The 26,340-nt window shown below is 39.5% G+C and carries 19 protein-coding genes; 7 read left to right on the top strand and 12 right to left on the bottom strand.

All coding sequences use genetic code 11. The features are described 5' to 3' along the window. The 5 genes from BM266_RS06935 to BM266_RS06910 all read right to left on the bottom strand — a co-directional run. Positions 1–279, bottom strand: a 279-nt coding sequence (locus BM266_RS06935) for a hypothetical protein (protein ID WP_394333118.1), incomplete at its 3' end; no start/stop codon positions are given. Between the two features lie 258 nt (positions 280–537). Beyond that, positions 538–3,168, bottom strand: a complete 2,631-nt coding sequence (locus BM266_RS06925; protein ID WP_093407568.1) for a heavy metal translocating P-type ATPase — start codon at positions 3,166–3,168, stop codon at positions 538–540. Between the two features lie 124 nt (positions 3,169–3,292). Continuing rightward, positions 3,293–3,514, bottom strand: a complete 222-nt coding sequence (locus BM266_RS06920) for an SHOCT domain-containing protein (protein ID WP_093407565.1) — start codon at positions 3,512–3,514, stop codon at positions 3,293–3,295. Positions 3,515–3,527: 13 nt separating this feature from the next. Next, the gene (locus BM266_RS06915) at positions 3,528–3,710 is read right to left on the bottom strand and encodes a hypothetical protein (protein ID WP_139220603.1); all 183 of its coding nucleotides are present in this window, start codon (positions 3,708–3,710) and stop codon (positions 3,528–3,530) included. A 502-nt stretch (positions 3,711–4,212) separates the two neighbouring features. Continuing rightward, on the bottom strand, positions 4,213–5,502 hold the full coding sequence (locus BM266_RS06910; RefSeq protein ID WP_093407560.1) for a sugar MFS transporter: 1,290 nt from the start codon (positions 5,500–5,502) through the stop codon (positions 4,213–4,215). 490 nt (positions 5,503–5,992) lie between these two features. Here BM266_RS06910 and BM266_RS06905 point away from each other — a divergent pair, with 490 nt between their 5' ends. The 3 genes from BM266_RS06905 to BM266_RS06895 all read left to right on the top strand — a co-directional run bounded on the left by BM266_RS06905 (position 5,993) and on the right by BM266_RS06895 (position 10,154). Further along, complete coding sequence (locus BM266_RS06905; RefSeq protein WP_093407558.1) at positions 5,993–7,504, top strand: DUF4832 domain-containing protein; 1,512 nt, start codon at positions 5,993–5,995, stop codon at positions 7,502–7,504. Between the two features lie 30 nt (positions 7,505–7,534). Beyond that, on the top strand, positions 7,535–9,139 hold the full coding sequence (locus tag BM266_RS06900) for a glycoside hydrolase family 31 protein (protein ID WP_093407556.1): 1,605 nt from the start codon (positions 7,535–7,537) through the stop codon (positions 9,137–9,139). 151 nt (positions 9,140–9,290) lie between these two features. Next, the gene (locus tag BM266_RS06895; protein WP_093407554.1) at positions 9,291–10,154 is read left to right on the top strand and encodes a DMT family transporter; all 864 of its coding nucleotides are present in this window, start codon (positions 9,291–9,293) and stop codon (positions 10,152–10,154) included. A 463-nt stretch (positions 10,155–10,617) separates the two neighbouring features. Here BM266_RS06895 and BM266_RS06890 read toward each other — a convergent pair whose 3' ends face one another. From BM266_RS06890 to BM266_RS06860, 7 genes are all read right to left on the bottom strand, one after another. Next, positions 10,618–12,711: a glycoside hydrolase family 36 protein gene (locus BM266_RS06890; protein WP_093407552.1), complete on the bottom strand. Its 2,094-nt coding sequence runs from the start codon at positions 12,709–12,711 to the stop codon at positions 10,618–10,620. Continuing rightward, on the bottom strand, positions 12,683–13,753 hold the full coding sequence (locus BM266_RS06885; protein WP_093407549.1) for an amidohydrolase family protein: 1,071 nt from the start codon (positions 13,751–13,753) through the stop codon (positions 12,683–12,685). The genes BM266_RS06890 and BM266_RS06885 overlap by 29 nt, the downstream gene beginning before the upstream one ends. Positions 13,754–14,140: 387 nt before the next feature. Next, entirely contained in the window at positions 14,141–14,812 is a 672-nt protein-coding gene (locus tag BM266_RS06880) for a carbohydrate-binding family 9-like protein (protein ID WP_175494772.1), read from the bottom strand. A gap of 118 nt (positions 14,813–14,930) precedes the next feature. Beyond that, complete coding sequence (locus BM266_RS06875) at positions 14,931–15,806, bottom strand: PKD domain-containing protein (protein WP_093407544.1); 876 nt, start codon at positions 15,804–15,806, stop codon at positions 14,931–14,933. A gap of 56 nt (positions 15,807–15,862) precedes the next feature. Beyond that, positions 15,863–17,227: a DUF4832 domain-containing protein gene (locus BM266_RS06870; RefSeq protein ID WP_175494771.1), complete on the bottom strand. Its 1,365-nt coding sequence runs from the start codon at positions 17,225–17,227 to the stop codon at positions 15,863–15,865. A gap of 49 nt (positions 17,228–17,276) precedes the next feature. After that, the gene (locus BM266_RS06865; RefSeq protein ID WP_093407539.1) at positions 17,277–18,749 is read right to left on the bottom strand and encodes a RagB/SusD family nutrient uptake outer membrane protein; all 1,473 of its coding nucleotides are present in this window, start codon (positions 18,747–18,749) and stop codon (positions 17,277–17,279) included. Positions 18,750–18,771: 22 nt separating this feature from the next. Continuing rightward, the gene (locus BM266_RS06860; protein ID WP_093407535.1) at positions 18,772–21,924 is read right to left on the bottom strand and encodes a SusC/RagA family TonB-linked outer membrane protein; all 3,153 of its coding nucleotides are present in this window, start codon (positions 21,922–21,924) and stop codon (positions 18,772–18,774) included. Positions 21,925–22,411: 487 nt separating this feature from the next. On the opposite strand from BM266_RS06860, the gene BM266_RS06855 reads away from it, so the two are divergent. Genes BM266_RS06855 through BM266_RS06840 form a run of 4 tightly spaced genes read left to right on the top strand, consistent with a single transcriptional unit; the run spans position 22,412 to position 26,238 of the window. Beyond that, positions 22,412–23,557 carry an SIS domain-containing protein gene (locus tag BM266_RS06855; RefSeq protein ID WP_093407533.1) on the top strand — a complete coding sequence of 382 codons (1,146 nt, stop codon included), beginning with the start codon at positions 22,412–22,414 and terminating at the stop codon, positions 23,555–23,557. Continuing rightward, positions 23,554–24,477, top strand: coding sequence for a 1-phosphofructokinase family hexose kinase (locus BM266_RS06850; RefSeq protein WP_093407531.1), 924 nt, complete (start codon positions 23,554–23,556; stop codon positions 24,475–24,477). The genes BM266_RS06855 and BM266_RS06850 overlap by 4 nt, the downstream gene beginning before the upstream one ends. Beyond that, positions 24,470–25,414 (top strand): carbohydrate kinase family protein, encoded by a 945-nt coding sequence (locus BM266_RS06845; protein ID WP_093407529.1) that lies wholly within the window; start codon positions 24,470–24,472, stop codon positions 25,412–25,414. Before BM266_RS06850 ends, BM266_RS06845 begins: the two co-directional genes overlap by 8 nt. Beyond that, positions 25,414–26,238, top strand: a complete 825-nt coding sequence (locus BM266_RS06840; protein ID WP_093407527.1) for a class II fructose-bisphosphate aldolase — start codon at positions 25,414–25,416, stop codon at positions 26,236–26,238. Before BM266_RS06845 ends, BM266_RS06840 begins: the two co-directional genes overlap by 1 nt. The last annotated feature ends 102 nt before the right edge of the window (positions 26,239–26,340 follow it).

Here is a 26,340-nt window from a genome sequence, read left to right as displayed (position 1 = left end):
CATACTCAACAAAGCCATGACCATCGATAATAAACCACCTATAACTAAAATCCTTATTCCATAATTTTCCTTCACCCCCGCACTCTCGACATTTAGCACTTGAATTCCTATTAGTAAAGAAGTTATGATTGAATTTACAGTCAGAACGATTCTGGCCTTATTATCAACCATTTTTAAAAGGTTGTAATGATTTCTTGAAAGGGTTCTGAAGAGGGTCTGAACTCCCCGAGAATCATACTTTTCCAGTTTTTCTGTTCTTTTATCCAGTTTTGTATCCATGGTACTGAAGGTTTATTTTGTGTTCATCCCTTATGTGAAGATTTATAGCCTTATTTCCATCCCAGGATTAAACTCTAAATATTTATTAAAGTTACTATTTTATTGGCTTCAAAGACTGAGCATTAATTCTTCATTGTCTGATGTGTCGGTAATTTCAGGCAGCTTTCGGGAACATCTTTATATGGTATGTAATGGCATGGAAAACCAGGTTTTCAAGAATTGGTAGCCAGCACTCCCACTGGTATGCATTTTATTTTTTTACTTCAATTTATACCGTAAAAGCTGGGCATTCACCGCTACGATAATTGTACTAATGCTCATTACTATAGCACCAACAGCAGGGTTTACCAGGATTCCCTGTTGATATAATACCCCCGCCGCCAGAGGTATGGCCACAATGTTATATGCTGTCGCCCAAAAAAGGTTCTGAATCATTTTATTATAGGTGGCTTTCCCGAAAAGAATAAGTTTCACAATGTCTTTGGGATTGGAATTGGCCAGGATAATATCTGCCGTTTCGGCTGCAATATCGGTACCGGAACCTACGGCTATTCCCACATCTGCCTGTGCCAGGGCCGGCGCATCATTCACTCCATCCCCGGTCATAGCAACTATTTTACCTTTTTCCTGGAATTCCTTTATCTTATCCTGCTTCTTTTCGGGCATTACATTTGCAAAATATCCTTCTATACCTAATTCCTCACTTACTTCTTTCGCAACCTGTTCCCTGTCCCCCGTGATCATAAACACCTCAATGTCGTTTTCGTGCAAGGTCTTCACAGCCTCTTTGGAATCTTCCCTCACCTCATCGGCCAGGGCGAGATATCCTTTGGGTTCATTCTCTACAACCAGGTAAATTACCGTACCCTTTGCATCAGGACTTGCATCGGCGGGAATATTTTTTTCTTCCAGATAATTTCCGCCTGCTATAATAACCTCCTGGCCATTTATTCGGGCTTTTATACCCTGGCCAGTGATATTTTCATAATCTTCGGCATTCAGAAGTTCCAGGTTTTTCTCTTTTGCTTTTTTTAGAATTCCGGCTGCCAAAGGATGTTCCGATTTTTTCTCCATACTGGCTGCCCAGGTGAGCACTTTTTCTTCATCCCATTCCTCATCCAGAGATTCTATGGTGGTCACCCCAAATTCCCCTTTTGTGAGGGTACCGGTTTTATCGAACAGGATCACATCCAGTTTTCGGCACAATTCAAAAGCAGATCGGTTTCTTATCAGCAAACCTTTTTTTGCTGAAATGGAAGTGGAAATAGCAACTACCAGAGGAATAGCAAGACCCAGCGCGTGCGGACACGCTATAATCATTACAGTCACGGCGCGTTCAATAGCAAAAACCATTTCCCTGTCCATGATCAGGAACCAAACCAGAAAAGTGGCAAGGCCTCCTGCGAGTGCCACTATGGTAAGGACAAGCGCAGCCTTGTCTGCCAATCGCTGAGTTTTTGATTTTGATTTTTGCGCCTCCTGTACCATTTCTACCATCTGGTTCAGGTAAGATTCTTCGCCGGTCCTTTCTATTTCTATGGTGATGGAACCTGATTCATTCACAGCGCCCCCGATTACTTCATCCCCCTTTTTCTTTTCTACAGGTTTTGATTCCCCGGTAAGCATAGATTCGTTTACGGAGGATTTTCCGTCCACCACATTGCCGTCTGCCGCGATCTTCTCTCCGGGTTTTACCAGAATCCTGTCGCCATTTTTAAGTTCGATGACCTTTACTTCTTCGGTGTCACCATCTTCTTTTATTCGATGTGCCGTGTCCGGCATTAATTCCATAAGTTCTTCCAAAGCCCGCGAGGCGCCAAGAATCGATTTCATTTCCAGCCAGTGGCCAAGAAGCATAATCACCACCAGGGTTGCCAGCTCCCAATAGAAATCCATCCCTTCCATTCCCAGGGTAATCGCAAAACTGTATCCCCAGGCTACCGTAATTGCAATGGCGATAAGAGTCATCATCCCGGGGTAACGGTCTTTGATCTCGTCTTTCATCCCCCTAAGGAATGGCCAACCTCCATACAAGTAAATAGCCAGCCCCAATCCTCCTAAAACATATTTCGATCCCGGAAATTCCAGTTCATACCCAAACCAGTTCTGAATCATTTCTGAAAGTGCCAAGATAGGAATGGCTATAACAAGTGATATCCAGAATCTTTTCTTAAAATCTTTGAGCATATGTTTATGATGATCTTCGCCGTGATCGCTATGCTCGTGGTCGTGTTCCCCGTGGTCTTCACCCTGGTCGTCATCCGGGTGGCCGTTTTCTTCGTGACTTTCCTTCCCCGAATGGGCTTTATGCTCCTTCTGCTCTTTTTCCTGCTTTTCTTCTTTCGCCGATTCTTTTTTTTCTTCCGTTGTTTTTTCTGAAGGTCTTTCGTCTTCCTCAGCAGGTTTGGTTTCCTGCTCTTGTTCTCCTCCTGATGGTTCTTCTTTCCCTGTATCCGGTTTTTCTGCGGAGTTGTTTTTTTCCGGTTTTTCCCCGTTCCCTGTTCTTTTTTCCTCCTTACCAGATTTCGGTTTTCCTGTTTTTAGATTGACATTTATACTTACCTTATCAGCCTCCACATCAACGTCTACATGAATATCCTGATCTTTTTCTTCAGTCTCCTTATTTTCCTTCCCAATAGGTTTGTCTTGTGGATTTTTATCCGGTTGTTGTGAAGTGGTTTCAGATTTTTGTTCCCCGGATGATTCTTCTGCTGAGTTTTGATCCAGCTGTTTTTTTTCTGAAGAACTCCCGCTGTTTTCCGCAGATTCTTCATCGGGATAATTTTTATTCTCACCCGGGTTTGTTTCCTCAGTTGTCTTTTTTCGGGAGGTGCCGCTGGCTTTGTTTTTTTCCTCCTTCTGATGTTTTTTCCTCTCTTTGTCGCCCATTATTTGAAAGTTTAACGGTTTTTCTGAATTCAGTGCATTATAAAATTTTCCACCTGAATAAGGATCGGTAAAAAATAGCCAGGATCAAACAGGCAGTGAATTCCCTGCACTACAGGAAATAAATTCACATAATATCCTTTTTTCGTTTATTATACTCCTCTTCGTTAATTTCACCCCGTGCATATCTTTCTTTTAAAATATCCATAGCTGATTTTTCGCCCGAACCTGCTGACCGGCCACCCCTACCCGCAAGTTTTACGATTAACCATATTAGAAGTAACAGGATTAAGAGGCCGAGGATCCATCCCCAGCCCATTCCCCATCCATGATGTCCAAAGTCGTCCATATTAATAGCGTATTTATGGTGATTCGGTGAAAAGTTTTTCGTCATTGAGAATCTGCTCGAAAACCCTTTCTGTTAACTGTTCATTTTTTTGATCAACTTCTTGTGACTGAGCTGCCTCAGAAGTATTGCAAGCGACAAATACTAACAACAATAGTGCACCGAAAGAAGTTGTTACTGCAAGATTCAGATTGTTCATAATTTTATTTTCCAGGTTCACCTTTTCCTTTCCGGAAGCTACTGTTTACCCGAAAGAAAATCAGTGTTCTATAAAACTAGTTCATTTTGATGCTAATAATAAAAATGTTTTGTTATCATAAGCCGGTTTTCTGTTAATATTTTCAGCTATTTTATACTGTTACCTGCTGTGAGCTAGATTTTTAAACATTTTTTATCGCATGCAGCCGTTACGCATCAATAAAGACGACTTCAGGTAGTAGGATATCTAATTGAAGTAATTAGATTTAATTTCAGGCCACCTCATATTCCTGAATCTTCTAAAAAATCAAGAGAAGTCCTGGAAATTCTAAGCAACTCAGATTTTCTGGTTTTGACTGGTTCGTAAATCGGGAGGAGGTCAAAAACCATGATTTTATACAATCAAGCAGTTCTAATTAGGGAAAGCTTACAAATTCAATCAACTTAGGCTACAGCGGTATATACTCAGACACAGAAATCTGCCGGAAGTTTGTCCAAGGAATCTAAGCTATCCTTATTTTATGGCCCTTAATAGCAAAAAATATTATATAAATATAACAAGGTATTACTACCCAATAAGCCTGTTGTGGATTTATTAGATCTGCTAAATATCCATAAATTAACGGTAAGATGGCACCTCCGGCAATAGCCATGATCAAAAATGAAGATCCCATCTTTGTAAATCGACCTAAACCTTCCAGGGCTAAAGGCCAAATGGCAGGAAAAACCAAGGCATTTGCTAATCCCAACAAGGCTACTAATAGAACGGATATAAAACCATCGGTGAAAATAGCACCAAGACTAAAGATTATCCCGAGCACTGCGGAGATCACCAAAGCTTTTTGCTGGCTTAGATATTTTGGAATTGTTACAATTCCTATTAAATAACCAACAATCATAGCAATCAAGGTATAGGTAGTAAAGAATTTAGCTGTAGTAGAATCAAAACCGAGGGACATTCCGTAGCTTATTACAGTATCACCTGCAATAACCTCTACTCCAATATAAAAAAACATGGCTAAAGTACCCATTAACAGATGAGGGAATTGCATGATACTTTTTTTATTGACATTAGCTCTAGCAACAGACTCGTCTTCAGTATCAGTATCGATCTCGGGAAGGGAAGAATAGTAAATTATGATTCCTAAAATCACCAAAACGGCTACAATTATAAGGTATGGACTAATTACCCTTGTTGCCAGTTCATCCAGCTCTACGGCTCTCTGAGCTGCCTCCATAGTTTCCAACCTGACCATTAGTTCATCTGCATTTTTAAGGGCAATTGCTCCAAGGATGATAGGCGCTAAGGCTCCTGCTACTTTATTGCAGATCCCCATTATACTAATCCTCTTAGCCGCACTTTCTATAGGACCTAAAATAGTTATATAGGGATTTGCTGCAGTTTGCAGGACTGCCAGACCTGTACCTTGAACAAATAACCCGAAAAGAAATAAATAATAAGTTCGTGTGAGGGCTGCTGGAATAAATATCAGGGCACCAACCGCCATCACGAAAAGCCCAACAGACATTCCTTTTTTAAATCCCGTCATTTTAAGTACCCAGGCCGAGGGAATGGCCATAACTAAGTAAGCAATATAAAACGCAAAAGCCACTAAGTAAGATTCAAAATTATTCAATTCACAGGCAATCTTTAAATAAGGGATTAGCACAGAATTTAACCAAGTCACAAAACCGAAGATGAAAAACAACGCACCAATTATGATAATTGATCGAGTTGTAGCATTTGATGATGCTGCCATTGGTTTTTCTTCCTTTACATTTGATTGTTTCATGTTACCTTAATTTTGTTGAATAAAGCGCTCTTTTTATTGTCATCGTATTTAAAAAAGATCGGTTTCCAAATACCGATTCAGAGCCTTTTAAGAAATTACTTTTTTTATTTTCCTTCGAAATAGCGTCTAAATTTATAATTAAATAACTAAATAGTAAAATTTAAACTTCGATTCCTTTCTTATTTGTTTTATTATAATATTATATTAGCACTAGAAAATAGGTTATCTCTTCGGAATTAGCAATCTTCATTATGATTTATATCCTTTATATATAAATGATTGTTATGAATAATAGAGAGATAGAAACAAAATTCTGGTAAAATATCTGGTATCCTAGGAAACGTGATTCTAATTATTTTTTATATATTGTGTAAATAAAATACAAAGGAAACGAAACATAAAATTTCTTAACTGATTATTTTTTTGGTTTTTTGACAATCCTCAAGGACGAAAAGTAAAGGCATTCTTTCGTTTTATAAAAATCTATATTATGAAAACATTTATTAAATTTTTTTTTCTACTCCTGTTGATAGGCTGTAGAACAGGTGAAGAATCGAATGTTCCTTCTAAGGAAAAGACTTTTACTGAATCCAATGAGGATTTTGTGAATCCAGAAAGGGGCTTTTATCGTGCTTCGAGAGTAAGCTCCAGTGATTATGATTTTCTTTCGGTTGACACTTTAAGGAGATACCGACAAGAAACTGTTTCTCGCGGAGCATCCTATCCCAGCTTCAACTCATTAGTGTTTAGATATTTCATTTTGGAAGATTTTGTAGATCAGCCCATTTCGGAAGAATATCTCCAGGCTATGCAAAAGGATTTTGATGCGGCACGGGAAGCAGGTGTAAAACTAATTCCACGATTCGCATATACGGTTTCCCCGCGTCCGGGAGACTGTCCTGAAAGTTCTTTTTGCCCGCCTTATGGCGATGCCCCAAAGGAAATCATTTTGAAACATATAGACCAGGTGGCCCCTATCCTTTCGGAGAACGTTGATGTTATCTTCACCCTTCAAATGGGGTTTATTGGAATATGGGGTGAACAGTATTACACGGACTATTTCGGAGATGCTTCCTCGAATGCAGATCAAGGGAAATTGACAGATGAGAACTGGGAAGACCGGATTGAAGTCCTGAAAGCCTTGTTAGATGCTACCCCAGAAGAATTGATGGTTCAGGTGCGCTACCCTCAAATCAAACAACGTGCTGTATATGGTATCGATGCAGAAACCAGTGTAGATCCTCTAACCAAAGAGGAAGCTTTCAGTGGTTCTCACAAAGCTAGAATAGGGATCCACAATGATTGTTTATTTGCCAGTGCGGATGATTATGGAACTTACAAAGACTATGGAAACTCTGACACGCCGGCACGCCAGGACATCGAAACCTTAAAGTCTTATTTTGCAAAAGACAGTAAGTGGGTAGTCATAGGTGGAGAAACCTGTTCTGATGGCTACAGTCCAGAAAATGACTGCGCCCCCGGCGGAATGGCCGATGAAGATTTGAGACTGTTACATTATACCTACCTGAACGCTGACTATAACAATGAAGTAAACAACGATTGGGTAGATGATGGGTGCATGGATGACATTAAGAAAAACCTTGGGTACCGCCTGATATTGGATCGCGCTGTTATTCCGGAAAATATCAATATCTCTGATGAATTTGATATTGAACTCGATTTTAGAAACGTCGGGTATGCTTCACCAGTAAAAGAACGTCCTGTGTTCCTTGTCCTAAGAGCTAATTCAGGCGAAAAGGAAGTCCGATTGCCATTAGATACCGATATTAGGTTCTGGACCGATAGCGTAAATCATGAACAAACCTTTGATCTTCCAGCGGATTTAGAAACCGGGGAATATACGGTACATTTATTCTTACCTGATGCCAATGAATCCATTGCTGACCGCCCTGAGTACGCCATAAGGTTAGCAAATGAAAAAATGTGGGACAAAAATAAAGGATACAATAACCTTGATTTTACCATCAACGTCAATAAGTAACAACGATTGTTCAAACCACTTATCTTAACTATGAAAAAATACATCTATAAAGGTTTACTCCTAACGACTTGTTTGATGACCTCCTTCCTTCTTAAGGCACAAGAAGTAACGGATTCTACAACTGTTAAACTGCTCCCGGATGAGAACTGGTGGGGAGGGGTTGTTAGGGATGGACATTTAATGCCTTTTGAAACTGACCAGGAATACTCAATTGACTTATGGGGTAACAATGAGGGGAACCAAATTCAACCTTTGCTGCTATCCGACAAAGGAAGGGTGATCTGGTCTGAATCCCCTATAAAATTCACTGTAGACAACCAGGAGATAAAAGTTGGATCTTACGGCACTCCCATTGAAGTCTCGAATCCAGACGGAAGCAGTAATTTAAAGACGGCTTTGGCATATGCTTCCTCTGAATACTTTCCGGCCTCCGGCAAAATCCCGGACACTCTTCTTTTTACCAAACCACAATACAATACCTGGATTGAACTTACGTACAATCAGAATCAAAAGGATATCATCGAGTACGCTGAGAACATCATTAATAATGAATTTCCACCAGGCGTCCTCATGATTGATGATAACTGGCAGGAGGATTATGGAAAGTGGCAATTCCATGAGGGAAGATTTCAAGATCCCAAAGCAATGATAGATTCTCTACATGATATGGGATTTAAAGTGATGCTTTGGGTCTGTCCTTTTGTAAGTCCGGACAGTGACGTTTATAGGGAACTGGAATCAAAAAACTATTTGATTCAGGAAGCCACAGGCGACAATAACCCCTTAATCGTACGTTGGTGGAACGGCGCAAGCGCAGTCCTGGATTTCACCAATCCTGGGGCGGTTTCATGGTACGGGGAACAGCTGGGCAGACTAAGGGATACCTATGGAATTGATGGGTTTAAATTTGACGCTGGGGATAGCTATTTCTATAACCAACCCTTAAAGTCCTACAAGGAGGTCTCCCCGAATGAGCATACGCTTACTTTTCAGCAGTTCGGCCTGGAATACCCTCTAAACGAATATAGAGCATCCTGGAAAATGGGAGGACAACCCCTGGCACAAAGGTTACATGATAAAGGTCATAATTGGGATGATTTACAAATGTTAATCCCGCAGATGTTGCTTCAGGGCCTTATAGGCTATCCTTTCAATGCTCCTGATATGATTGGAGGCGGGGAATTCGGTTCCTTCCGCAATCTTGAGGAAGTAGATCAGGAACTGATCGTACGGTCAGCACAGGTGCATGCACTAATGCCAATGATGCAATTTTCAGTTGCTCCATGGAGAGTCCTGGATGAAGAACACCTGGGAGCTGTACAAAAAGCCGTAAAGTTAAGGGAACAATACTTGCCAGTGATTATGGATTTGGTTCAACAGGCTTCACAGGATGGCCAACCTATAGTTAGACCAATGGAATACGATTTTCCCGGAGAGGGCTATCATGATATTAAAGATCAGTTCATGCTAGGTCCTGATATTCTTGTAGCCCCAGTATTAAAGCGTGGCACTACTTCAAGGATGGTCACCTTACCAAAAGGGGAATGGACCTGGAAAGGTAAAACCTTCTTTGGAGGGAATCGAATTGAAGTCGATGCGGATTTAAATGAATTGCCCATTTTCAAAAAAATATAAGCAGTTTATGCTTTATCAAAAAAAGCTATAAAAGATTTGGAAGAATGATTAAGACCATCGGAATTGAATTGATATGCCTAAGGAATGCTGTATTCAATTTTCTATTGCTTCCGAAAGATTATACATACCCTGATCTGACGAAAAAATTATTATGAAGAAATCACACTCGTGGCTATTTTATGCGATAATAACAACAGTATTCTGGGGAGTTTGGGGTGCACTTATCGAAATACCAGAGAAAGCAGGTTTCCCTGCCACTCTCGGGTATGTGATTTGGGCACTTACCATGATTCCCTGTGCCGCCATTGCATTGTATCTGGTAAAGTGGAAAATTGATAAGGATAAACGATCAATAATTTTAGGATCAGCCGTGGGAATTCTTGGAGCAGGAGGTCAACTCCTGCTTTTCCAGGCCCTTCAAGACGGACCTGCTTACATCATTTTCCCTTTCATATCTCTTTCTCCGGCACTCACCATTCTTCTGTCAGTGGTACTATTAAAAGAAAAAACATCATTTTTAAAATGGATAGGGATAGGAACTGCATTGATAGCTATTTTTTTCCTTTCCTATCAAGAACCTGGGGCATCGGACGTACGGGGATATGTTTGGCTTGCACTTTCAGTAATGGTTTTTATTGCCTGGGGCTTACAAGCCTTCATCATGAAATTTTCCAATAAAACTATGAAAGCGGAAAGCATTTTCTTCTATATGGCTCTAATGGGACTTCTTCTAGCCCCTTTAGCAATATGGATGACTGATTTCAGTCAGCCAATCAACTGGGGGTTCGAGGGACCTTACCTTGCTGGCCTCATACATGTCTTAAATGCGATAGGCGCTCTTATGCTTGTTTATGCTTTTCGCTATGGAAAAGCTATAATTGTTGCGCCGCTTACGGGACTGGCGCCACTAATCACCATTATTTTGTCTCTTTTTATTTACAGTGTAATGCCTGGACCAATTTTAATAATAGGATTGATCCTGGCTGTTGTTGCGATTTTTATTTTATCCGTTTGAATTGCCCTTTACTTTGAAAGAAGAGTCCAAGGAAGATTAAGGAACCACGGACTCTTTTTTTTATTGTGAAGTATCTAAGATCCAGGCTGACAGCATTAAAAACATTGGTTACCCTTTCTTTTCAGACACCTGCGGCAAGTTCCCACTCCCCCTCCTGTCGGCAACCTATAGAAATCTCCTCTTTTAGATCCGAGCTATCCATTTTAAACTGTCTAACCAGAATAGATACTAATTCAATTTGTAAGCTTACAAATTGTAAACGTGGATCAAAGAATTTTCTATACGTAATCTTATGACAGCTTTTGGCAATAGCAATAATTCAAAGCAGTAGATGCAGAAAGAACGTCTTAAGCAATCTGATGTTTTCTGGCTTAACATATGGTTCGCGCCATTTCCTCATTCTTCTATCTTCTATAAGAAGAACTATTTACCTGCAAAATATTAGACCTGGATAAGCCTCCTTTTACTTCCCTACTGGGACAGCCTCTAAAAGAATAAATTCCTTGAAGTTTACATCAAGAAATGGTTGAGACGCTTTTACATGTTCTAAATTTACCTTGTTGAAATAATCCACAATACGATACTCTGTATTGTTTTCTAACCCTCGAAATTCTATTTTCCCCTCCCAGAAGTCCGCATAAAACGCATAATACAACCTATCCTGCTTTTTTATGACATGAGTTTCAGGTTTATCATAACCAATATCATATAAGTTACCTATATATTCCTCTTTCGATAACATTTTATCGTTGTATAGAGTAAACCATTTTTTCCAAACCTCTTCTTTCCTCTCTGTTAATAGAAACTTTTCCGCTTCTTCATTCTCACTGGAACTAGGTACGGTAAATTTCGTTCCCAACACAGCCCCTATTCCAAATGAACTGGCAAAATCACTTCCATTATCACTCAATTCTACATGATCGCCGTAATAAGCAGTCTGGGGAACGAGGGCTTTGTATGTTTTACCTTTGTGACGTATTTGCCAGCTCGACAAAGGATCGGAGGAAACTGTCTGGTTGGTAGATGCCATGTTATAATAGGACATACAGGTTCCGCAAGGACAGTTTTCTACAACTGCGTTAGGTTTTATCTTCCGAGCTTCATTATATATCATATGGAAGAAATCCGGGAGGCCTTTGGGGGCTTCTTCAGGATTTTCGAGGGTATGATCGGGAGCTACAGCATTCAAGTGTTGCCCATCCATTTTTAATCCATCAAAATCCCATTGGTTTAGAAATAGATCAAGGATATCCTTGGTGTGCTTAACAGTTTCCTCTTTAGTGGGAGATAAGTAATAAGCATCCCACCATGTTATAAATTGCGGTGCACCGTTCTCTTTTTTTATTATCATTTGTGGGTTTTGCTCTAATGCTTTGCTTCCTGGATCAGCAGCCAGGGGTGTCCACCATATCTTGGCTTTTAATCCATATCCATGGATCCTTTCCACCAGCTTTTTAATGGCATCCTCCCCTTCCGGAAATCTGTCGGAAGCTGGTTCCCAGTCGCCCTCAGCAACTTGAAATCCGTCATCCAGCACGGCCCAGTCTATACCTAGTTCTTTTACTTTTGGAAGGGTATTTACCACTTCTTCCATAGTAAATTCTCTTCCATATCCCCAGGCACACCAAATAGGTTCAAAAGCAGCTTCCTCTGGCTTTACCATTTTAATCCCTTTTTCCTGCATCAGCTCGGAGTATTTTGCAAGGTTTTCAAAATAATCACCTTTGGAAACGGAAACGAAGGTTTCTAAGGTCGTAATTGTATCTTGTGCTTTAAATAGGGTGCGGTGGGCAAAATCATTTGAAACACCTATAACAACCTTCGAATCTTTCAACATTTCTGTAGGGAGGTTTACCAGCTCAGGGACAAGGGACAAATGTCCTACAGCAATATTCAAATCAGGCCTCCAGACACTAGTCACAGGAATCCCACCTCCGTAATCAGAGTCATTCATTCCCATATAATTTTTTTGGTAATAACCAGGTTCTAAGGGTTTTATCCAATCGCTGCGGCTGGACGAGGAACTTCCTTGAAAAGCCCAGAAAGGAGGTTGATCTCCTTGAGGAAGAATTTGATAATTCCCGTTGATCCATCCATCGATAAAGACATCCTCTTTGGAAGCGTTAACATATTTCACTTCCACTGAAATAAGATTTGGAAAATCGTCATATGCAGTTAATTTTAGGTTCTTCACCAATTTAAGGCCATCCTCTTCAAATATCCCTTTTGCTAACCATTCTCTTCCTGATAGTTTCCCGTCTAAGGTACTCTCCTGAACTTTTTTTAGTTCAAAATTGGAGATCACTCTATTATCTATTGTTATATTTTCGGAGGCCTGAAATTTATCCATCACCGTTTTACTGTCAGGAAAGGAAGAGGAAATTCGGGTATGAAGTGCAGAATTCACCTCAAAAATAATATTCCCATGAGTAATCTTTACTGATGATTCTTTTTTTGATTGTTTCATTGAAAAACCGGTAATTCCCAGAATAACAAATAAAAAAAGTAGAAGACTGAAAAAGTTTTTTTTATTGAAGTATTCGTCTCGCATTTTCATAGTATATTTTTTTTAAAACATTATCGGATAAACCAAAGCCATTTAATGCCCAGTGATAACTAAACATATCCTTATAGTAAAAGTGTTCATCTTCGGTTTCTAAAATCCTGAAAGTTGTGGTATACATGGAAGATGAAAACCCCATATCAGTTCCATAAAGTAATCTATCCTGGTACTTTTCAAAAAACTTTTTAACACGTCGTGGAATAGGAGCAGTCTCTGCATAGCGCGCAGAAATATCTGCGTAAAGGTTTGGATATTTTTCCAGGAGATTACCCAGAATGCTGAGGTCATAACTTGTATTAGCAAAATGGCAGGCAATAAAAGTAGTCCCAGAATTGTTGTTTACCGCATTTTCAAGAGTCTTCAAAAGTGCTGCATGACCCAGAATCCCATTCTTTGTGGTGTCTACTTTCCACCTCTTGGCATTCATTAACCCGTCATTATGCTTGTCAATAGGTTGATACATCCAGTAGGGTTCAGCAACATGAATGTTCACAGGCATTCCTAATTCCCCACATTTTTTAAGAAGAGGAACCATCCTCTTATCATCGATGTGCATCCCAGGAGCTGCAGTTGGTTGAGAATAAGAAAGACCTTCTCCCTTATCTCCCAACTCGCCAACACCCCTGGCCCCTTTCTTATAGCAGCGCACAAGTTCTGCAATAGCTTTTTTGGTCCAGTCCGGCTGATCGTATCCTGTATAATCAAACCCACACCATAATTCAAATCGACCTTCATATTCCGAATAAACGTCGTAAATACTATCAAAAGCAACTCCGGTCTCATAGGTGAGAAGTATTGTCTTTTCTATTCCGGCTTTATCCATGTTGCTTATCCATTCTTCAATTTCTGACTGAGATTTTGCATACGGATGGGAATGCATATCAATTACAGGATATTTTGCCTTTACAGGAAAGGTTTTTGGAATATTATATATAGAGACGGGATCATATTCCTTTAGCAGAATATCTTGTTCTTGTCCGAAAGAAAAGTTGCCTGTCATAACTATTAGAATAAGTGTCACAATTTTTCTTATCATAATTTTATCTATTGAAATATTATTAGCTTCGACAAAACCTGGAATACAGCAAAATAACCACTAAACACCCCTTCCCCACAGCTATAAGAACAAAAGAAGAATTGTATTTCAGTTTACTTTTTGTAATCGGTAGAAGAATAGTTATTCATTCATAAATGAAACATAAACTCAGTATTTTTTATAATAATTCGTACAAAAGTTTGAAGGAGAGATTCTGTAATTTCTTCTAAAGTCTTTGTTCAACCCTATTCAAAGATTTATAAAATAGAAAACCCTTTTGGCTTTTTACCAGGTCAAAGAATGTCTAATGACCTTTTGAGAAAACAAGAATTTTAAATTTCCTGAATTCCATGAGCTGTTTATTTAGATAATTTCAGAAGGTCATCCTTATTGGAATGAGAAAGTAACAAAGCTTTCATACTCATGAAAACTCGTTTCTATGGATCCCTTGGACCACAAAACAGCATTTCCAGCCTGATAGTCTATTCTGCACATATTTGCTCTCCATTTTGAGCCTTTCCTTGGAGGAATATTCGAAAGAGGTCTTAGGAGGTTAAAAGGCAGAAAAAATTCTGCCGTCCAACTTGAAACCTTTGAATAACTCATTTTCCTTCCTCCTTTCACGCTGGTAGCATGCCGAGTTTTCCTATCGGAATGATAATGAAAAGGGACCCACCTTACAAGATCTCCCTTTTCATTGGATACCAATATAGGTAGTTCATAATTCAGAGGTGAAATTTCATATTCAAAATAGACAGGGACCGATTCATCTGGCCAAAGAAAAACCTCTACCACATCTTCTTTCCAAAGATCTTGAAAATCAGCATTCAGAGTAGCAGTGATTTCGTTGTCTTCACAATAAAAAAGAAAATAAATACCATTTTCAGAATATAAAACTTTCGTTTTAGTGAGCAGAATTTTACTAAGTAAATTCCGTTGGGGTAAATTTATCCATTCCGTTAAAGCCCAGTTTTGATTCTCACCATCGCCATTCAGTTCAAAATCTGGGCATTTTTTAACTTCTATAATTCCTGCTATATCAATTTTAGCATCATTCATATCCATCTAATTTTGGCGCGACTTTTTTCTGGTCAAGTCAGTCTAGACTCCTATAGTCAATAATTACTAAAATTAAATTCGTACAGCACGGTGTTTTTTATAATTTCAACATGAAATTCTAGAGTTCAAATGGGGCGAATTCAGATTCCGGAGTTTGAAATACAGGAATAGATCCGATTTGGGTCCACCCGGAATCACTTTCTGTTAATCCAAAATTAACAACACCTTCCATATCTCCAAGAACACCACGTGAAATAGAAAACTCTATTGCTTTGTTTCCTTCGTTAGTTCCGAATTCAGCAAACTGCATGGCATCGGCAAAAGAGGCTACTGAAGCCCAGGTCCAGTCACTGCCCCCGGGGCCTCCATATTCATAAATTGCTCCAGAAGAAGCTCCAGGATCTTCGGGATTAAAGTTTCCTTCTCCCATAAATTCTGCTCCCGATCCAGCGGGATACATCCAGGTAGTATGGCCGGTTTCGGTGTTATTATCGGTATCCAGATAAAAGTTCATTACAGCGAAGTTCATCTCAGAAGTACCTTCAATGTAGAAGTTCAATGCATTGGGAGAAGCAAATGTTTTGACTTTTAAAAGTGTACCCCCACCATCTTCCGGGTTCTCGAAAGTATAATCCACATGTTCCCAATCTGAAAAGTCCCCATCGATCTTTATATTCGGACCGATAATACGAACAGTATCTACAAATGTACTTGATTCCTCGCCTCTTGAAGCTGTAAGACTCACGAGGTACACACCTTTTTCAGGAAAAATGTAAGCTGGATCGCGACGTGTGGAAGTAGCTCCGTCTACGTCAAAATCCCATAAATATTCATCTGCATTCATGGAGAAATTTGTGAAATTCACAAGGAATCCATCTGCTACATAACTAAAAACAGCTTTAGTGTCACTGGAAGTATCTTCATCTTTACTGCACGAGACAACTAGAAGTAACGTAAGGATATTTACGATAGGTATCCATTTATTTTTTTTCATGATGTTGAGTATAAAATAATTATTAAATTTCAGTTAGAGGTCCTCAAATTCTCTGGTTAATCTGCCAGCACAGTTACTTGCTGTTGGAGTTTATTCATTCCGCTTTCGGCGTCCCAGGAATCTTTATTCGCCAAACGGACCTTATAACCCACTCGGTTTTCAAGTTTTTCTGATTCATCTGTGATTTCCAGATAGAGATCATAAGTCCCGACAAGGATCCCTGTAAGTTCCACTTCTTGTTCAATAGTATAGGGAACACCAGGTTTAACTTCTCTTAGATCTACAGCAAGTTCAAAGGGATACTCCTCTCCACTCGCTTTATTAACCAGTACCAAACTGGTTGTTTTTGACTTATAGAGCGGTGCAAAACCTTTGTTAGTAAGGTTTATCTGTAGGGAATAGTTATCGCCCTGATCTACCTCTTCCGGTAGAATAGCACTTTCCAGGACTAGACGATAACCCAGCCTTCTTTTGAATTCATCCAGGCATCCTGCATCTTTCCAACCACTGATTACGGGCAGGTAATAATCGCGGTTCAAATATGTCCATCTCAGGAGTTTCATTTCTTCCCGGGCTTTTGCACAATCAGGATAGTCACCCTGTGGAGGGCAGGTTTCACCCCCTGTAGGAACATATAGAGCTTCCTGGCTAATATATGCTTTCTCAGCCTCTATATTCCCGTAGGTCCCGTAATCGTCGACTCCGGCCATAAAGCAGTCATTGTGGTGACCAACCCTGGCACGAAATTCATCTGTATAAGCTATTGCCTCTCCTATAGGTTCAGCTGTTTCAAAGATCCTTTGTTTTGCTCCGGGAGTTCTCACCTGAACTAAGAGGTCCGAAGAAAGCACCTCAAGCAATTTGAAGAGAACTTTCCGTTCATTTTCTACTGTTGTCAGGCCATTGCTTGAATTATGCCACTCCCCCCATGGTCCGATAAAACCCGCCTGGATAAAGGCTATTACATCTTTATTTGAATTAAGAACGGGTGCCAGTTGCTCTACATGTCCCTCGACTGTTTCCAGGGGTGCATCCTCACCTTCCATTTCATTGGTATAGGCAAACCTAAGGATCGCTTTGATTCCAGCATCACGTACGGTTTCCATATCGCTATTGATCATTTCTAACATTGCCTCATCTATAGGGCTATCTTTATAATCGCCCAGATAATACACCCGAATGATTAAGGACACATTTTCCGACTTAAGAGAACCTACTTGTCCTGGGGTGAGGTCATCGCCTGGGCCGTGGGCTTCTGTGTGATCATAGAAACCTCTCTCCGGATTAGGGAAAACCTCCTGTGACTCCTCGTAGGTTATCCCCTTCGGTTCAATTTCTGGCACCTCTTCATCAGTCCCCGAATCCGAACAACCTAAGCTTAAGCCTCCAACCAGTATCATCCATAATATTCCATGAAACATATTTCTCCTCATTTTATTCTGTTTTCAATTTGATCATTAATACAGACTACTAGTTATAGCCTGGATTTTGGATAAAAACCCCTTTCCCTTCACTGATTCTTTCTCTGGAGAACGGAAATACAGTATCTGTTTCTGTGGCATAGGGCGATTGTGTAACTTCAATAACCCTGGAAATAAGTTTATCGTGACGGATAAGATCCGCCCGATATTGACCATTTTCACACCAGAACTCATGGCTTCTTTCCGTAAGAATCATATCATTGAAGTCGGAAAGGCTGCTGTAATCGGCCAACTCCAAATCCTCAAGACCAGCTCTTCGACGCACACGATTAACCAAATCCATGGCCTCTTCGTTCGGGCCGGAAGCGTTATGGTTAGCTATTGCTTCCGCCTTTGAAAGTAGTACGTCAGCATAACGATATTGAATAAGATCAACCGTTGAAAGTGCAGTCGTTCTTGCCGCATCAGCATCCATTTTAAGGGGAAGCGGTCCAAGATTCATATTATTACCTGGATTACTTCTATTGTAGGTAATGCCATCTGTTCCAGTATATTCGGCAATAAGATTGGTTTTCCGGACATCATTTTCTTCGAAAGTGTCATAGAACCACCAGGTACTCTGAACAGTTCCCCAGCCACCTCTGCCTGGAAAATTAGAAGGTAAAGCCATCATCTGCCATTGATTCTCACTAGTACCTTCATAATTATTTGGGATGGCCCAAATAACTTCCTGGCTATTTCTAGCTCCATCCAAATCCCACATACCTACATAATCAGAGTCAAGCTCATAATAACCCATGGTAATGATCTCATCCGCAAGTTTGTTTACCTCGTCCCATCTTTTCTCTTTAAGATTCAACCTTATGGCAAGCATTTTTGCAAGCCCTTTGCTAAATCTTCCATACTCTGTTTCCGCCGGATGCGGTAGATCCTCGGCAGCCGCTTTAAGATCTGCTTCAATAAAATTTACCATTTCATCATGGGAAAGTCTTGGCAAGGGTTCCTCTTTGAGAGGATTCTTCAGGACCTCCAATGGCGCTATTACAATTGGGCCATACATATCGTATAGATAATAAGCCAGCATACCTCTTGCACAACGAACCTCTGCAATGGCTTTAGTCTTTATTTCCTCGCTCACGTCGGCCTGCTGAATATAATCAATGGTCGTAGTCATTCGGCTGATTTTATTATAGTACCAGTCGTAGAAAAAAGTGATCTCCGAACTTGCAGGTGTAAAATGGAGGAGACTAGCATTTAACTGTACTCCGAAGTCCCCCGTAAGCACCTCCGTGGTTGAAGCATTAGCAAACATGATCCCTCTTTCTGAAGGTGAATTTATACCATCCCACCAAGAGGCACGCAATGGATAATAGGAAGCGTCGACCATGGCCTGCACATCGGCTGCAGACTTAGGGAATATTGAAGGATTTATTTCCCCATAATCCACTAATTCAAGTTCCGTTTCACAGCTGCCAAACGTAAGAGCTGCTACCAATAAGATAATTATTTTGTGTGTTTTCATAACTCGAAATTTTTATTTTAACCTAAAATGTAAAGTTCGCTCCTAAAGTAAACGTTCGAACGTTTGGATATGCCGCAGTATAGGAATCAGTTTCAGGATCAATCCCGCCATAAGGAGTAATCACGAATAAATTCTGTCCGTCTACATGAATACGAGCCTGCTCAAATACACCTCCAAACCAAGTTTGTGGCAAGTCATATCCCAGGGAAACATTTTGCAATCGAATAAACCATGCATCTTCCAAAAAGAAATCTCCAGATCCATATTCCGACCAGCCATAATAAGAGCTTGGCTGTGTAGTAGATGGATTTTCCGGTGTCCAACGATCTTTGACCGTCCTTAAAGCATTGTAACCATAAGTATAAATAGGCTCAGCGCTAACTCCATAGGCAGTGTAATTTGGATCAGCCATTTTGCGTCCAAACATTCCATTGAAATCAAATTTAAGATCAAAGTTTTTATAATTTAAGACATTTGAGAACCCTATCATAAAATCTGGATCCGAAGTACCTATTAATTTCGTGTCTGCTTCATCGATCATTCCGTCAGGCGCACCTGTTCTCAGGAAGCGACCATTTTCGTCAACAACAGGGTTTCCTGCATCATCGCGTACAAATCCATCAAAATCAACAATCTTTATCATTCCCGGTTGAAGATTTGGTTGAGCTGGAACTTCTTCTCCTTCCTGCATAATCCCGTCAGAGATTCTACTATAGATTGCCCTGATGGGATCGTCCTCATTTTGATAAACAGCGGGCTTCCAATCATCTGCTCTTTCTCTCCAGTTATCCTTAAAGCTCCCAAAGGTGAAGGTGCTTTTCCATTGGAAATCCAGGCTTTTAATATTATGAGTATTGACGGTTATTTCAAGACCTTTGCTTTCTGTCTCACCAATATTTGCAATAACTGTGTTAATCTCATGATAAGAGTTTAGTGGTTTTGTGGCCAGTAGATCAGATATTATCCTGTGATAAACTTCTACCGAACCATTGATCCGGTTATCGAAGAACCCATAATCGATTCCAAAGTTAGCTTCGGTGGTCGTCTCCCATTTTAGATCAGGATTTTCGAGCCTGGCAAGAGAAACACCTATATTTCTTACGTCTTCACCTGAAAGATACGCAGGATAAGCTGAATACGCAGCGAAAGCATTACTTCCAATTGAAGCATTTCCGGTTTCTCCGTAACTAAACCTTAATTTCAAGTGCGACACTACATCATCAATATTCTGCATGAAAGGTTCTTCCGATATATTCCAGGCAAAAGCCCCTGAAGGGAAAGTAGCCCATTTGTTATTTTCTGCAAAGACACTGGAACCATCTGTACGGACAGTAAAAGTGGCTAGATACCTTTCTTTGAAATTATAGTTCAATCGACTAAAATAAGAAGCGATCATCCTTTCCTGGCCGTAGGAACTAACACTTCTGGTACCCGTACCTGCATTAAGATTATTCCAAAGAAAAGCATCAGTAATGAACCCTGTGTTCCCACTGCTGTTAGAAGCGTCTTTAAAATGCTCTTCCGAAACACCCACCAAAAGATCAAAGTTATGGCCGTCTCCTATTTCCCGGTTGTAATTAGCAGTAGCTTCAAGTAGGTAATGATTGTTATCTACCTCCGATATACTAGCTCTTCCATCTTCCAAAGCCCCATGAAGAGTTGTTTTAGGAATATAACTCCACCTGTCGGTAACTCCTCTATCCACACCTGCTTTTAATCTCACCAACAATCCATCTATAGGCGTTATGTCCAAAAGTGAATTAATCATCGTTCTCTCTATCCTCCCCCTATCAGTAATTGTAAGGAGAGAGTATGGGTTAGGTTGCTGAGACAATTGGGGATTTAATGGGTAATTCCCATCTTCATCTATGGCCAGGATATGTGGACCCTGCTGCATTGCAGCCCTAATGATCCCCGAATTCTCCCACATTCCGCCTCCCAGGGAACTGTTTTCATTATCTATACGGCTAGTGGAAATATTGAATCCAAGCTTCAGGTATTCATTGAATGTCTGATCCAGATTCCCCCTTATGGTATATCTGGTTAGGGCAGAATTCTTCACCACCCCTTCCTGATCGTAATAATTACCAGAAAGTCTATATTTAAAAGATTCACTACCGCCAGAGAGAGAAATGTTATGTTGTTCAATCATTCCATCCCTGGTTACCAAATCAACCCAATCAGTTCCTTTACCTACATTGTTAATAGCGTTTTGAGTATAGAGTTGCTGGAATTGACCTGCAACAGGATTCGATTCCGCCTCCTCCATAGAGCGCTCGCCCCAGGGAGATACATTATTAGTGAATAACCAATGTTCCCAGGCTGCTTCGTTTCTTACTTCCATCCATTCATTAAGCGGCAACACATCAAAAGGGCTACTATAAGGTTGAAAAGAAGTAGAAACAGAATATTGAACTGTAGGTCTACCTTCTGCTCCTCTTTTAGTAGTGATTAATATCACTCCATTTGCCGCTCTCGATCCATAAATCGAAGTAGCACTGGCATCTTTTAAAACCTCTATAGATTCGATATCATTAGGGTTGAAGGTGTTTAAAATACTTTGGGTCCCCGCATCATACCTGCCACCTGTATCAGGCTGCTCCAAATCGGTAATTGGAAAACCATCTACTACGATCAGTGGATCATTACTGGCATTTATAGATCCAGCCCCCCTAATCATAATGTCCAGGCCTCCACCAGGCTGTGCACTGTTCTGTCGAATGGTCAATCCGGCGGCTTTTCCTTTAATCATGTTTCCAATATCCGGCCCTCCCGTCAATACAATATCTTCGGTTTCAATGGAAGAAATAGCGCCTGTCAGGTTTTTCTTTTTTTGCGTACCATATCCAATTAAAACCACTTCATTTAAGGCAGAGGCTTCTTCTTTCATAGAAACTTCAATATACTCCTGTCCCTGGACACTAATTTCTTTTGTGGAATAACCAATAAAAGAAAAAACTAAAACTGCGTCCTCTGGAACATTGATGTTAAAATTTCCATCGAAATCCGTCATTACCCCGTTCGATGTGCCTTTTTCGACAACATTTACGGTTGGAATAGGTAAACCAGAATCTTCATCGGTCACTACACCACTCACATTAATGTTAAGATCTTGTGCTAAACCGTTTACTTGAAAAAGTAAAATAAAGCACATTGGTAGTAGAATGTTTTTCATTTCGATTTTTATTATTTAATAGATTAAAATTATTTCTTCGAAACCGATTTAGTTTGCGAAAAAATAAAAAAGTTAATTTTATTCTTCGAAAGAACAAAAAAAATTTTCAATTCTTGTCGCTAATATAAAACTTAAATGATATTAACAAAAGTTTTAGATAATAAATTTTCAATTGTTTATCTTATTTACTGAATATTTTTTCAATTAATATAAACCCCATCCCTATCCATAAATCAAAAACGAGTATTAAGTTTTTGATTTACAGATGATTAATACATAATTGAAAATCCTGTTAAATTTATTGATTGTAATCATTATTACAAATAATAAATATTGAGACATTTTTAGATAAATCAAAAAAACAAATTTTACATTTTGGGTTTTTTATTTCGTTTTATTTTGTTTATTTGTATTTGTCATTTTGAATGAAAGTTTTGATACTATTATTTTTTTTAAATGAAGATTTTTATAATTACACTAATTGTAAATGATAAATACTGAAATAAATTATACAAGAACTGAAATTGAAGGCCAACCTAACTTATGGCGAGAGGTCTTTAATCAAATAAAGACAGAAGAAGAAGCAATTAAGCGCTTTCTCACACCTCTGTATGAAAAAGAAAATCTACAAATTATCTTGACAGGTGCCGGTTCTTCTGCCTTTGTAGGAGAAGCTGCCCAAGGATTAGTGCAAAAAAACACCGGATGTTTAACTCGGGCAATTGCTACTACCGATTTGGTGACACATCCCGAATTATTTTTTCCAAAAAATAGCAGTCCTGTTCTTCTGGTTTCTTTCGCTCGTTCTGGTAATAGCCCTGAAAGTATTGAAACCGTAAAGCTTGCCGATAAATTCTGCAAGAACATTTATCATTTGATAATAACCTGCAATAAAGAGGGAGAACTATTCACTTATACCCGTGCGAATACCAAAACTGCCTTAGCAATATTGCTCCCGGAAAAAGCAAATGATAAAAGTCTTGCCATGACAGGAAGCTTTACTTCTATGCTATTAAGTGTCCTCTTAGCAAGCAGTAGAAAGAATGTTTTTACTTTGACAAAGCAGGTTAATAAAATAATTATTCAAGCCAACTATTTGCTTAGCCATTACACACAACTAAAAAAGCTAGCCCAATTAGAATATGAGCGGGTAGTATTTTTAGGTTCAGGCCCCATGCTTGGCATAGCTCGAGAATGTCACTTAAAACTTCAGGAATTAACAGATGGCCAAATAATTTGTAAACACGATTCTTTCTTAGGTTTTCGACACGGCCCCCGCGCTGTAACAAATGAGAAAACGCTAGTCGTTTATCTGTTCTCTTCTATAGATCATGTATATGGTTATGAGCGCGATCTGGCAATCTCCATAGCCCGAGATCCCAGAAATTTATTAACTTTCAGTGTTGGTCGGAAAGCTGATTCGGATATTAATTCTTATTTGAATATTGATTTAGAACTGGACAAAAACCAAGATTTCAATATCATTCCAGCTACTATCATTGGGCAGATTTTAGGATACTATAAATCACTGCAATTAGGACTGAACCCGGACAACCCTTCAGTTTCCGGAGCAATAAGCCGTGTAGTACAGGGTGTGAAAATTTACGATTATCCTGAAAAGCAAAAAAAATGATTCTTAGTCTTTGTCCCAATCCTTCTATCGATTCATATGCCCTGATTCCTGATTTCAAACTTGGAGAGGTTAATAGAATCTCTGCTTTAGAGGATTATCCGGGAGGAAAAGGTGTACACGTGGCTCTTGCCATTGCTGAGTTAGGTTTTTCGTCTAAACTTCTCGGATTTTGGGCCGGAGGAAGTGGTGATTGGATTATTCAGGAATGTAAGACTAAGAAGGTAGAAATAGATGGTGTAAATATAATCGGGAACAACCGGAAATGCTATACGTTTATCTCAGAAAACACGGAATTACACCATACCGAATTACTGGAACCAGGTCCGGAAATTAATCATTCAAACTTCGATGAATTTATTACGCTATTCAACAGAGAGGTTGCCAAGGCTGATTTTATTTGTATGTCGGGGTCCTGGCCGGCAGAATCCCCGGATGATGGCTATGCACAGCTTATTAAGATAGCAAAGAAGTATCATAAAAAAGTAATTTTGGATTGTACTGGAATTCAATTGCAAAACGCTTTAAAGGAAGGATTCTTCGGAATTCACCTTAATCATCACGAAGCCAAAACGATTTGCGGTGCAACCGATATAAAAACTCTTCGAGAATTTCTTGGCGATAAAGTTGAATTTATAGTTTTAACCAAAGGGGCTGAAGGGCTTGAACTTGCCTATAGGGATGAAATTATCAAAGCTAAAATCAACCTTCCACCCAGCCAAGTTATAAGTACGGTTGGTAGTGGTGACTGTTTAACTGCCGGAATTGCTCTTGCTTTAAACCAGAAGCTTAAACTTTCAGAAATTGCAGCCTGGGGCGTTGCCTGTGGAACAGCTAATTGCTTAAACAAAGAATTGGGAATGTTAAAAAAGCAAGATGTAGAAAAAATGTTGAAACAAGTTCAAATTGAAACTTATGAGTAGTAAAAAAATCCTTGTGGTGGGGGAATTAAATATCGATCTGATTTTAAATGATATTCATGGCTTCCCGGAAATCGGCGCAGAAAAACTGGCCGAAAATATGGAATTCACCTTAGGTAGCTCTTCTGCAATTTTAGCTTCCAATATATCGGCCTTAGGAATCTCAACCTCGTTTTGTGGGCTATTAGGGGAAGATAATTTTGGAGAGTTTATTCTAGAAGAATTACGAAATAAAAATGTTGACACTCGGTTCGTTAGTCTTTCCAAAGAGCATAAAACCGGGATTACTGTGGTGATGAATTACGACCAGGATCGGGCTAATGTAACTTTTTGTGGAGCGATGAATGAATTAACTATCAATCATATTCCATGGAAGAACATTACTGAATTCGATCATCTGCATTTTTCAAGTTATTTTCTGCAGCCGGGCATGCAGCCAAATATCGTGAACCTATTTAAAAAAGCAAAGGAAGCCGGGCTTAGCACTTCTCTGGATTTACAAGTAGATCCCATAAATAAATGGGATTTTGATTATAAAAATTGTTTACCGTTTGTAGATATTTTTCTTCCAAATGAAAATGAACTTTTGAACCTTAGTGGAAAGAATAATCTTGAAGATGCTATTGAAACAATAAAAAACTATAGTAATACTCTTGCTTTAAAATTAGGAGATAAAGGTGGGCGTATTGTAACAGACTCGGAAGATATCTTGATAAAACCTTATTTAAATAAAGCTTACAAAGATGCCATCGGCGCAGGTGACTCTTTTAATGCCGGTTTTCTCAAAAAATTCCTGGAAGGGGCAACATTAAAAGAATGCCTGGATTTTGCGAACCTTACCGGGTCATTAAATACTACAGCTGCAGGAGGAACTGGAGCATTTGGTGATGCAAAAGAAATTGAAATAAAAATTCAAGAAATCAGGAATAATAAACTATAATGAAATTAAAAGAGAAATTACAACAATTACGAAGTGAAGGCCGTGGAATTCTGGCTACTAATTTTTATAACCTGGAAACCCTGCACGGTGTGCTGGGTGCCGCTTCAGAAATGAATGAACCTTTAATCTTACAGCTTACACAAAGCTCTATAGATTATATGGGTTTAGAAACCGCGGTTAATTTAGGCCGAACCGGATTAAAACAATTTGGTGTGGAAGGTTGGATCCATTTAGATCACGGCGGATCTGTGGAACTGGCGCAGCGCTGTCTGGATGCCGGTTTCGATTCGGTGATGATAGACGGTAGTGAACTACCTTTTGAGGAGAATATAAAAATCACAAAAGAGGTCGTGGCGCGTGCTAAGAAATATGGTGCCCACGTGGAAGCTGAATTAGGATATGTGGCCAAGTTAGGGCAATCGCATGATGACAAGGTTTTTACCCAGCCTGAAGAGGCACAGCAATTTGTGGAGGAAACAGGAATTGATGCCCTGGCGGTAGCTATTGGTACAGCTCACGGATTTTATAAAAAAGAGCCTGAATTACAATTGGGTTTACTTGAGAGAATCGCTGAAGCCACTCCCGTAGGTTTGGTATTGCATGGCGGATCTGGAGTGCCAGCCTCGCAATTGCAAGCTGCAATTTCCAGAGGAATTTGCAAAGTAAACCTTGCAACCGAGATAAAGAATATTTTTATGAAAACCCTGCAAATCGAATTACGAAATAATGAAGAAATAGATTTACGAAAGGTATTCCCCGTAGCAACCGGTGAAATTACCAAACTCGTTAAAGGGAAATTGGAGACCATAAAAAATAATTCCTGAAAAATATTTGAATTAAAAGGCTCCCCAATCTACTTTCGACAAGGCTACTCAGGTAAAGAAATAGCCTTTTAAGGTTAATCGATGAATGAAAATATAAAAGAA

This window comes from Salegentibacter flavus, from assembly GCF_900115145.1.
GTDB classification, from domain to species: Bacteria; Bacteroidota; Bacteroidia; order Flavobacteriales; family Flavobacteriaceae; genus Salegentibacter; species Salegentibacter flavus.
The sequence above is the reverse complement of the archived record's forward strand: the minus strand, read 5'-3'. Positions and strand labels throughout refer to the sequence as shown.

Bases quoted from the DNA above. Each gene is read 5' to 3' on its own strand.
- BM266_RS06910 (WP_093407560.1), bottom strand. From the start codon at position 5,502: ATGAAACAATCAAATGTAAAGGAAGAAAAACCAATGGCAGCATCATCA.
- BM266_RS06885 (WP_093407549.1), bottom strand. From the start codon at position 13,753: ATGATAAGAAAAATTGTGACACTTATTCTAATAGTTATGACAGGCAAC.
- BM266_RS06860 (WP_093407535.1), bottom strand. From the start codon at position 21,924: ATGAAAAACATTCTACTACCAATGTGCTTTATTTTACTTTTTCAAGTA.
- BM266_RS06870 (WP_175494771.1), bottom strand. From the start codon at position 17,227: ATGTTTCATGGAATATTATGGATGATACTGGTTGGAGGCTTAAGCTTA.
- BM266_RS06875 (WP_093407544.1), bottom strand. From the start codon at position 15,806: ATGAAAAAAAATAAATGGATACCTATCGTAAATATCCTTACGTTACTT.
- BM266_RS06895 (WP_093407554.1), top strand. From the start codon at position 9,291: ATGAAGAAATCACACTCGTGGCTATTTTATGCGATAATAACAACAGTA.
- BM266_RS06850 (WP_093407531.1), top strand. From the start codon at position 23,554: ATGATTCTTAGTCTTTGTCCCAATCCTTCTATCGATTCATATGCCCTG.
- BM266_RS06915 (WP_139220603.1), bottom strand. From the start codon at position 3,710: ATGAACAATCTGAATCTTGCAGTAACAACTTCTTTCGGTGCACTATTG.
- BM266_RS06880 (WP_175494772.1), bottom strand. From the start codon at position 14,812: ATGAATGATGCTAAAATTGATATAGCAGGAATTATAGAAGTTAAAAAA.
- BM266_RS06840 (WP_093407527.1), top strand. From the start codon at position 25,414: ATGAAATTAAAAGAGAAATTACAACAATTACGAAGTGAAGGCCGTGGA.
- BM266_RS06865 (WP_093407539.1), bottom strand. From the start codon at position 18,749: ATGAAAACACACAAAATAATTATCTTATTGGTAGCAGCTCTTACGTTT.
- BM266_RS06905 (WP_093407558.1), top strand. From the start codon at position 5,993: ATGAAAACATTTATTAAATTTTTTTTTCTACTCCTGTTGATAGGCTGT.
- BM266_RS06855 (WP_093407533.1), top strand. From the start codon at position 22,412: ATGATAAATACTGAAATAAATTATACAAGAACTGAAATTGAAGGCCAA.
- BM266_RS06845 (WP_093407529.1), top strand. From the start codon at position 24,470: ATGAGTAGTAAAAAAATCCTTGTGGTGGGGGAATTAAATATCGATCTG.
- BM266_RS06900 (WP_093407556.1), top strand. From the start codon at position 7,535: ATGAAAAAATACATCTATAAAGGTTTACTCCTAACGACTTGTTTGATG.
- BM266_RS06925 (WP_093407568.1), bottom strand. From the start codon at position 3,168: ATGGGCGACAAAGAGAGGAAAAAACATCAGAAGGAGGAAAAAAACAAA.
- BM266_RS06890 (WP_093407552.1), bottom strand. From the start codon at position 12,711: ATGAAAATGCGAGACGAATACTTCAATAAAAAAAACTTTTTCAGTCTT.
- BM266_RS06920 (WP_093407565.1), bottom strand. From the start codon at position 3,514: ATGGACGACTTTGGACATCATGGATGGGGAATGGGCTGGGGATGGATC.